This window comes from Streptomyces sp. NPDC001922, from assembly GCF_042891165.1.
GTDB lineage: Bacteria > Actinomycetota > Actinomycetes > Streptomycetales > Streptomycetaceae > Streptomyces.
The window spans coordinates 44,424-52,838 of record NZ_JBIASV010000007.1 but is presented as its reverse complement, the minus strand read 5'-3'; the positions used below and the strand labels follow the sequence as shown (position 1 = coordinate 52,838).

The 8,415-nt window shown below is 69.2% G+C and carries 8 protein-coding genes; all 8 read left to right on the top strand.

Annotated elements, in window-relative coordinates:
* Positions 1–565 precede the first annotated feature (565 nt).
* Positions 566–1,852, top strand: coding sequence for an MFS transporter (locus ACFYYR_RS14065; RefSeq protein ID WP_388851549.1), 1,287 nt, complete (start codon positions 566–568; stop codon positions 1,850–1,852).
* A 32-nt stretch (positions 1,853–1,884) separates the two neighbouring features.
* Complete coding sequence (locus tag ACFYYR_RS14060; RefSeq protein WP_388851546.1) at positions 1,885–3,111, top strand: cytochrome P450; 1,227 nt, start codon at positions 1,885–1,887, stop codon at positions 3,109–3,111.
* Positions 3,101–3,862, top strand: a complete 762-nt coding sequence (locus ACFYYR_RS14055) for a methyltransferase domain-containing protein (RefSeq protein WP_388851543.1) — start codon at positions 3,101–3,103, stop codon at positions 3,860–3,862. The genes ACFYYR_RS14060 and ACFYYR_RS14055 overlap by 11 nt, the downstream gene beginning before the upstream one ends.
* 77 nt (positions 3,863–3,939) lie before the next feature.
* The gene (locus ACFYYR_RS14050; protein WP_388851540.1) at positions 3,940–4,620 is read left to right on the top strand and encodes a hypothetical protein; all 681 of its coding nucleotides are present in this window, start codon (positions 3,940–3,942) and stop codon (positions 4,618–4,620) included.
* A complete protein-coding gene (locus ACFYYR_RS14045; RefSeq protein ID WP_388851537.1) occupies positions 4,620–4,967 on the top strand; it encodes a hypothetical protein in 348 nt (115 codons plus the stop codon). The genes ACFYYR_RS14050 and ACFYYR_RS14045 overlap by 1 nt, the downstream gene beginning before the upstream one ends.
* Positions 4,954–5,802 carry a hypothetical protein gene (locus ACFYYR_RS14040; protein WP_388851534.1) on the top strand — a complete coding sequence of 283 codons (849 nt, stop codon included), beginning with the start codon at positions 4,954–4,956 and terminating at the stop codon, positions 5,800–5,802. The genes ACFYYR_RS14045 and ACFYYR_RS14040 overlap by 14 nt, the downstream gene beginning before the upstream one ends.
* 202 nt (positions 5,803–6,004) lie before the next feature.
* The gene (locus ACFYYR_RS14035) at positions 6,005–7,255 is read left to right on the top strand and encodes an ATP-binding protein (RefSeq protein WP_388851531.1); all 1,251 of its coding nucleotides are present in this window, start codon (positions 6,005–6,007) and stop codon (positions 7,253–7,255) included.
* On the top strand, positions 7,252–8,394 hold the full coding sequence (locus ACFYYR_RS14030; protein WP_388851528.1) for a tetratricopeptide repeat protein: 1,143 nt from the start codon (positions 7,252–7,254) through the stop codon (positions 8,392–8,394). Before ACFYYR_RS14035 ends, ACFYYR_RS14030 begins: the two co-directional genes overlap by 4 nt.
* Positions 8,395–8,415 lie beyond the last annotated feature (21 nt).

Below are 8,415 nucleotides of genomic sequence, written 5' to 3'. Positions count from 1 at the left end.
GGGGGGGGGGTTGCGCGCCCCGTGGCGCGAACCCCCCCGCGAACCCCCCGCCCGGGGGTTCCCCCCGCGTCCCGGGGGGGCCCCCCACCCGGGGGGGGGGGGGGGGGGGGGGCCCCCCCCCCGCCGCCCCCGCGCCCGTCGGGCGTCTCTGGGACACCGCTTCAACCGGCCCGCAGACGGAGCGACGCATTCAGACAGGAGATTTCCCGCCTGGACGGTGCGCTAAGGAAACCGCAACGCCCTCCGCCGCCTGCGCATTCCGCTTGACATGTCATCACTAACCGGCCAACTTCATTTCGGCACATTGCTGATTTCCGCCATGAGTGATGACATTCCCCCAGTCAGCGGCAGCCAGTCGCACGAACAGGGGAGACGCACTATGCAGCGCATCGTTCGAATGGTGATCGGCGCGTTCTCGGGAACGGCGAAGGTCGACCCGCAGAAGCTCGCGTCGCACGCCTTCCAGTACAAGTCCTGATTCTGCGCCGGGTCGGGGCCTTGATCCCGGCCCGGCAGCGGTCGTCTCAGCAGCCTCACTGAGAACTCACACAAGGAAACATCTCTCGTGCCTTCGGGGAAATCCGCGTCGATCTTTCGCGACAGGAACTTCAGCCGGCTGATAGCCGCCCAGTTCATCAGTGACACCGGAACCGCGGTCACTGCGCTGGCCCTCCCCCTGATAGCACTCGACACTCTGCACGCCTCACCTTTCACACTTGGCTTATTGGGTGCCGCCTCGACCCTTCCTCAACTGCTGATGAGCCTCTGGGCCGGCGCCGTGGCCGACCGCGGGGACAAGCGCAGGATGATGGTGTGCGCCGACGCCGTACGCTGCCTGCTGGTCGTCTCGATCCCGCTGGCCTCGGCGGCGCATGTCCTCACCTTGGCGCACCTTTTCCTGGTGGCCCTGCTGGAGGCGTCGATCACCCTGTTCTTCGACGCCGCCTACTCCAGCTTCCCGCCCCAGCTCTTCGGCAAGGGGCCACGGCTCGAAGAGGCCCTCGGAAAGCTGAACGCCTCATACAGCACAGCCCTGCTCGTGGGACCGTCACTGGCCGGTCTTTTCATCGCGGTCTCCGACGCCTCCACGGCCATGGTGGGCGACGCCGTCTCGTACGCCGTCAGCTTCCTCCTGCTGCTGCGCATCACGGTCGAGCGGCCGGAGACGCAGGTGCGGCAGAAGACCCGGCAGGGAAGCAGCAAGGCAGGCTTCCTCACCACTCAGAAGGAAGGGCTGAAGTACGTCTTCACACATGCGGAGTTCCGCTCCATCGCCTTGGCCAACGGAGTCGACTCGTTCTTCCTTGCCGCATGGAACACCCTTTGGCTCCTGTACGTGGTCCGGCACCTGCACTGGACACCCCAGGCCGCCGGACTCGTCCTCGGAATCAGCGCGGCGGGCGGCATCCTCGGTTCCCTGGCGGCGCAGCGTGCCACGCGCCGCTTCGGCATGAGCCGCGTACTCCTGGTCAGCGCGTTCGCCACAGCCCCCTGCGAAGCCGTCACACTGCTCGTGAACCCGGGACCGGCGGGTCAGATCGCGGTACTGGCCTCCTTCATGGTGGTCATGTTCTTCGTCTTCCTCTACACGACGGCCGCACGCTCCTACCGTCAGCTGTCGTGCCCCTCGGGCATGCTCGGCCGCGTCATGATGACCAGCCGGTGGCTGTCCTGGGGCGGGCGGCCGGTCGGGGCCTTCGCAGGCGGGCTCGTCGGCTCCGCGATCGGCGTGTACCAGACCATGCTGCTGGCCGTCGCAGGTCTGCTCCTGCCCCCGCTGATCCTCATGTTCGGCCTGCCCTGGAAGACGCCTGTTCAGCCCACCGACAGCTGGGAAGGGGTCTCGGCTTGAAGGCCTGTCCACCCCCGAACGGAAAGGCCGGTATGCCCATCGACGACGCCCCGCGCGAGGCCAACAGGATCCTGCACTCGCAGCAGTTCATCGACGACCCGGAGTCGCTCTTCGCCCCGCTGCGGACCCACCACCCCGTGTGCCCCGTGCGCACGAGCAGCGGCAGGCAGGTCTGGCTCATCAGCCGCGATGAGGATGTCCGCGCGCTTCTGGGCGATGAGCACCTGATCATGACCGGGGCCTACGGGGCCGGGGCGTCGGGCACGCGCAACGCGCTGGACCGCAATCTCCTCGATCTGGACGGAGCCGAGCACACGGCGGTCCGCAGACTGGCGGCGGGGGCGCTGTCGGCACGCGCCGTCAGCCGGCATCGCGACCTCATCACCCGCATCATCGCAACGCACGCCGAACGCCTGCCCGTAGCCGAGCCCATTGAGCTCATCACCACGTTCATCCGTCCGGCCACGCTCGCTTCGACCTGCACCGTCCTGGGCTTGCCGGAAGCCGACCGGCCCGCGGTCGAAGGATGGGTCCGCGCCCTGCTGTCCCCGCGGCAGGGGGCCATGAACGTCGAGACAGCACTCGAAGCCCTCGAGCCCTACCTGCGCGATCTCGTCCGGAAGCGTCGCGAGCTTCCCCAGGACGATGTGCTGTCCGCCATCAGCTCGGCTGAATGCCCGGACGACGTCACCGAGAACGACATCGTCTCCTTGTGCGGCATGCTCGTGATCGCGAGCTTCGAGAACACCGGCCGGACGATCGCCAACGCGGTGCACCGGTTCGTGCGGCATCCCGGCGAGTTCTCCCGCTACGCCACGACGGACCCTGCCGAACGTCACGTTCTGCTGGAAGACCTGATCCGCGTGAGCCTTCCCGAGCCGCTCTCCTCCGTCCGCGTCGCCGCACGGCCCGTGCAGGTCGGCGACCATGTCATCCGGACCGGGGAAAGGGTGATGTTCGCCTTCGGCGCCGCCAACCACGACGAACGGCGCTACCCGGACCCCGCGTGGGTGGCACCGCGTCGGAATGCCCCCGATCACCTGTCTTTCGGCAAGGGCGCGCACTTCTGCCTCGGTGCCGCTCTGGCTCGCACACAGATCGCTGTCACGCTCGATGAACTCGCCCGCCGGTTCGCCGACATCCACCTCGCGAACGACAGGGGGCCCGTCTGGCAGGGCACGTACCGACACCGCGAACTGGTCCGCCTCGACGTCCGACTCCTCCCCCTCAGCCAAGGCAGGGCCCGCCATGACCGATGAGAGATGCGACGTTGCCCCACCCACGAGTGACGACGCCTTCGGGGCCATCCTGTTGCGCTGCTGGCGTGCGCACGGCGCCCGCGGCACCGCCGCGGAGATCGTCGAACGCGAGGACGGCTTCATCGGCTGGTCCGACCCCAGCCGCTACTTCGCCTCGTACGATGACTGGGACCTGCCCGAGCGTCTCCTCGCCGACTGGGCGAAGGGCCGTGTCCTGGACATCGGCTGCGGAGCGGGGCGCCACGTCCTGGAACTCGCGCGACGGGGTTCGGACGTCACCGGCATCGACGTCTCCCCGACCGTCGCGGACATCGCGCGACGGCGCGGCGCCCGTGCGCGGTGTGCGGACGTCTTCGACTACCTCGACGACTGCCCGGACCAGCCGTTCGACACCTTCCTCATGGGCGGTGCCAACCTGGGCATCCTCGGGTCGCGCGAGCGCGGGCGGGAACTGCTGAGGCGTCTGCGGCGAGTCGCCAATCCCGGCGCCCGGCTGCTCGGCGTCAGCAGCGACCCGCTCGACACGGCCAATCCCGTGCACCACGAGTACGCGCGCCTGAACGTCGCCTCAGGCCGCATGCCCGGACAGGATCGCATCCGGCTGCGCTACCAGAGGACGGCCTCCCCCTGGTTCGACTACCTATCGCTCGCCCCCGACGAGATCGAAGGCCTGATCGCCGGCACGGGCTGGCAGCTGACCCGTGTCCAGGAGGGCGACGGCGGCTACTCCGCGGAGCTCACTCTCCTCTAGGGCGTGTTTCGAAAGTCCCGCCCCTCCGGGCCCGGCCGGCCTGCTGTCCCGATCCGCTGCTCGTACCAAGGAGGACCATGACCCAGCAGGACCCTCGGTCCGTTCTCTCCGTCCCCTTCATGACGGCGTGGGACGGCGAAGCAGCACCGCGTCTGGAGATGCGGTGGAGCCGGGGCGTCCTGCGCCTCAGCGACGAAGAGCCCGGCGACCGTGATGAGTACGGCGTCCTCTGGGCCCGGCACACCGATGCCCCGGGTGCAGGGCGCCCCGCCTTCGGCCGCGTCCACTCGGGCCGCCAGCGCACGGCCATGGCGGCTCTCGATTGCCAGGTCTGCGGAAACACCGCACAACGCACACCGTCCGGCCGGTGGACGTGGCTGGTGGAACTGGCCGAATCCGCGGACGTCGTCCGCTACAGCCGGTCCTGGACCACCACCAGCTATCCGCCCGTCTGCACACCGTGCCTTGAACTGGCGGTGGAACGATGCCCCGTCCTGCGCAAGGGCTTCGCGGTCCTCTCCGTCGGCAAGGTCACCCCGTACGGCGTCCGTGGCATCCGGTTCACCCGCACCTGGCGAGGTGTCCGTCCACGCAGCGGTGCGGCCCGCCACATCCCTTACGACGACCCCCGCATCGGCTCCGTCCTCGCCACACAGGCCGTCGTCCGGCTCGATGAGGTCACCCTGACCGACTGGGCCCACTCCGCCCACGGCGCCGCGGAACACCCCCACGTGCCCCACGAGCGGACGGCCCGCTGATGGACTGGAGGGGGTGGTCCGAACTCCTCGTCGTGGTGGCCCTCGTCGCACGCATGATCGTGGCCGGATACTTCCGACACCCCGGGAAGATCTTCAGCTGGCCCATGTTCAGCAATGGATGCTCCATCGTCATCGAATTGCACGGCACGCGGGACGGAGAGAGGGAACCCATCAACATCTTCGACCTCTTTCCGACGGGAGATACCCTCGGCCTGACCACCACCGACCTCCAGTCCGTCTGCGACTACCTCATGACCACGTACGACAGCGTGGACGGAGAGGGACGCATGATGTTCGCGGAGGGAAATGTGCCGCTGAAGGTGGTGAACGGTCATGTGGTTGTATGAGTCGCTCACTTCCCTCTTTCGAGAGACCACCGACGAATCCCGTCTCCAACTCTTTCGCATACTCCTCGGCATCGCCTGCATCGCGAAATTCGCCGGCGCCCTGGTGCAGGGCATGTGGAGCTTCCTCGCGCCCGGCACCTACTCCCGCTTCGAACTGCGTCAGCACCGGGGTGCCGACGCCGAGAATCTCATCTCTGCTCTGCACCGCCCCGTGACCGTGGTGCGTCTCGCGGGGGCGCTCGCCCTGACGGCCGGCTTCCTTCCGCATACGGCCGCCGCAGTGGTATCGCTCGGGCTCGCCTTCGAGCTGTCCTACCTGTTCCGGTTCAACACCGTCTACCTGATGCTGTGCACTGCCTGTCTGGTGTTCGCCGGCGCACCGGGCACCGGTGTGACGCTCTCGCACGCCCACACGGCCTCGAACACCTTCGCGCAGGTTCTGATCGTTCTCATCACTGCGCACATGTACCTCAACAGCGCCTGGCTCAAGGCCCGTTCGCCGCACTTTCGTTCCGGACTGCGCGTTGCGCAGTGGCTCGAGGCAGGCGCCGTGATCCGTCCCTTGCTGCCACGCCGGGAGTATTTCTACCCTGCCCCGATCGTGCGAACGCTGGGAAGTTCCTCACCGTATGCCCTCCGCATCGGCCGTCCGATGGCCGGCCTCGTCATTGCCACAGAGGCGCTTCTGCCGGCCGGACTCCTCATCCCGGCAACGCGTCCCTACGCCCTTGCCCTCGGCATGACCATGCATCTGTCCTTCTGGGCCCTGCTTCCCGTTCAACTCGCCGGTTTCTCCGTGGCGACGATGGCGACCTATGTCCTCTTCACCGGTTGACGCAGCGGCTTCTTCACGACGGGGACAACGGACGGGCTGAGCGCACCGGTACGCCCCGACAGCACCCCGGCGCTCGGTGCGTCAGGGCCGGTCGCGTCCGGCAGCACGCGGCAGGAGCCGGCCGGCACCCACAGGGGAGGCTGTCCCATCGAGGCGAGGCCCATCTGCCGGGCCCCGGCGCCCGCTTCGTAGAGTGGGCGCCATGTCGGCTGATTCCCCCTTGATCCAGAGTCTGAGGACGGCCGTCGCCGCCGCACCCCAGGACGTGCCGCTGCGACTGCACCTCGCCGAACTGCTCCTGGACGCGGGGGCCGCTGACGCCGCCGTCGCCGAGGTGGCCGTCGCGCTCCAGCACGCTCCGGGCGACGCGCAGGCGCGCCAGTTGATGTCGCGGGCGATGGGAGTTCCGGCACCTCCGCCGCCACGGCAGGGTTTCGACTGGAAGGCCGCCGAGGACGAGATCGGCGACGCCGTGCCGCCGCGCTTCGTGGAGGCCCCGCAGGTGGCGGCCCCACTCAAGGAGGCACCGCTCACGGAGGACGGCAGTGGCGACCCCGGCGATGCCGCTGCCTGGGACGTGGAGGTGCCCGGCGCCGTACGCCTCGCGGACGTCGGTGGCATGCAGGAGGTCAAGGACCGCCTGGAGGCCGCGTTCCTCGCCCCGCTGCGCAACCCGGAACTGCGCAGGCTCTACGGAAAGAGCCTGCGCGGCGGACTCCTCCTCTACGGTCCCCCGGGCTGCGGCAAGACGTTCGTGGCGCGGGCGGTCGCCGGTGAACTCGGCGCGGGTTTCCTCTCCGTGTCCGTCAACGACGTGCTCGACATGTGGATCGGCAACTCCGAGCGCAACATGCACGAGGTCTTCGAGGAGGCCCGGCGCCAGGCTCCCTGTGTCGTGTTCCTCGACGAGCTGGACGCGCTGGGCGGCAAGCGCTCCCGGACGCAGTCCAGCGGTATGCGCAACACCGTGAACCAGCTCCTCACCGAGCTGGACGGTATCGACGCCGCCGCCAACGAGGGTGTCTTCGTGCTCGCCGCCACCAACGTGCCCTGGGACGTGGACCTCGCCCTGCGCCGCCCGGGCCGCTTCGACCGCACCCTGCTCGTCCTGCCGCCCGACGCCCCGGCCCGGGAGGCCATCCTCCGCTATCACCTGCGTGAACGCCCCATCGAAAAAGTCGAGTTGGGCAAGCTGGTGAAGCTGACCGACGGCTTCTCCGGCGCCGACCTCGCCCACGTCTGCGAGAGCGCGGCCGAGTCGGCGCTTCTCGACTCGGCCCGTACCGGAACCGTACGCATGATCGGGATGCCCGACCTGCTCGGTGCGGCCCGGCAGATCGTGCCGTCCACCGAGCCGTGGTTCGCCTCCGCCCGCAACGTGGCGATGTACGCGAACGACGGCGGCCAGTACGACGACCTCGTCGCCCATCTGAAGAGGAAGCGCAAGCTGTGAGTACGGATCAGGCGGTCGAGCGCGCCGAAGCGCTCGTGTCGTTCCAGCGGTACGAGGAGGCACGTGAACTCCTCGCGCGCCGTGTCGCCGAGGCCCCCGACGATGTGACGGCATGGACCGAACTCGCTCGCTGTCACCATAAATCGGGCAGTCCGCAGGAAGGCCTCGCGGCCACGGGGGAGGCTCTGCGTCAGGACCCCGAGAACGTCAACGCTCTCCTGCTGCACGGGCAGTTGCTGGTCGCCGGTGGCGTGGGCATCGACAAGGCGGTGGAGACGCTGCGCGAGGCGGTGCGGGTACGACCGCAGTTCTGGGGCTGCTGGTCCATGCTCGCCGACTACGTGCTGCGGCAGGCCATCATCCACCGGGCGCGGACCAACGGGCAGAACGACCTCACCCACGAGGACGTCGCCGCCGTGGCCGGCGAGGCCGTCGAACTGGCGGAGGAGGCGATACGGCTCGCGCCCGAAGAGGTGCGTCCGTACGAGGTCCGCCGGTTCATCGCCGACCTGACCGGGGACGACACAGCACTCCACGAGATGGACCGCGCCATCCTGCGCATCGACCCCACGCACAGCGAGGCGCTGAGCAGCCACACCCGGAAGGCCGTGCAGGCCCCCGGCGTACGGGCGTCCGAGGCCGCGGACGCGCTCGCCGACGCCCTTGGCGTCACCCCGGACTCCGCGGCGATGGCGGCGGACCTGGATGCCGCCACCTATCGGCTGCTCCGCGGCACCCGCTGGCTCGCCCTGCTGTGCCTGCTCTTCACCGCGGTCGGCCTCGACCTGTGGCCGGACCAGGCCCCGCGACAACTGCCGCTGCCCCTCGGACAGCGGCTGTGGGACGTGCTGGTGCTCGCCGCGGTCTGGGCCCTGGGTGCACTGCTGCGCTACCGCAAGCGGCGCAAGGGGGTCCGGCTCACTGTGCGGTCCCTCCTGCGCCGCGACGGCTGGGCACGGCTGGCCTTCGGCCAGGCCACGGCGGTGACGGCGTGCTCGCTGGTCATGGTGATGGTCCCGTGGACCGGCCGGGAGATTCCGCGGACGGTCTTCTGGATCGTCCTGGTGACGACGCTGCTGACGATGTGGGTCGACCGTCCCCAGGTGCGGCAGGCGTACCGGGCCGGCCGCGGACGCTGAGCGGCAGCGGGCACGAGGCAC

Coding starts and splice junctions, on each gene's coding strand:
- ACFYYR_RS14040 (WP_388851534.1), top strand. CDS start 4,954: ATGTGGTTGTATGAGTCGCTCACTTCCCTCTTTCGAGAGACCACCGAC.
- ACFYYR_RS14060 (WP_388851546.1), top strand. CDS start 1,885: ATGCCCATCGACGACGCCCCGCGCGAGGCCAACAGGATCCTGCACTCG.
- ACFYYR_RS14045 (WP_388851537.1), top strand. CDS start 4,620: ATGGACTGGAGGGGGTGGTCCGAACTCCTCGTCGTGGTGGCCCTCGTC.
- ACFYYR_RS14050 (WP_388851540.1), top strand. CDS start 3,940: ATGACCCAGCAGGACCCTCGGTCCGTTCTCTCCGTCCCCTTCATGACG.
- ACFYYR_RS14055 (WP_388851543.1), top strand. CDS start 3,101: ATGACCGATGAGAGATGCGACGTTGCCCCACCCACGAGTGACGACGCC.
- ACFYYR_RS14035 (WP_388851531.1), top strand. CDS start 6,005: ATGTCGGCTGATTCCCCCTTGATCCAGAGTCTGAGGACGGCCGTCGCC.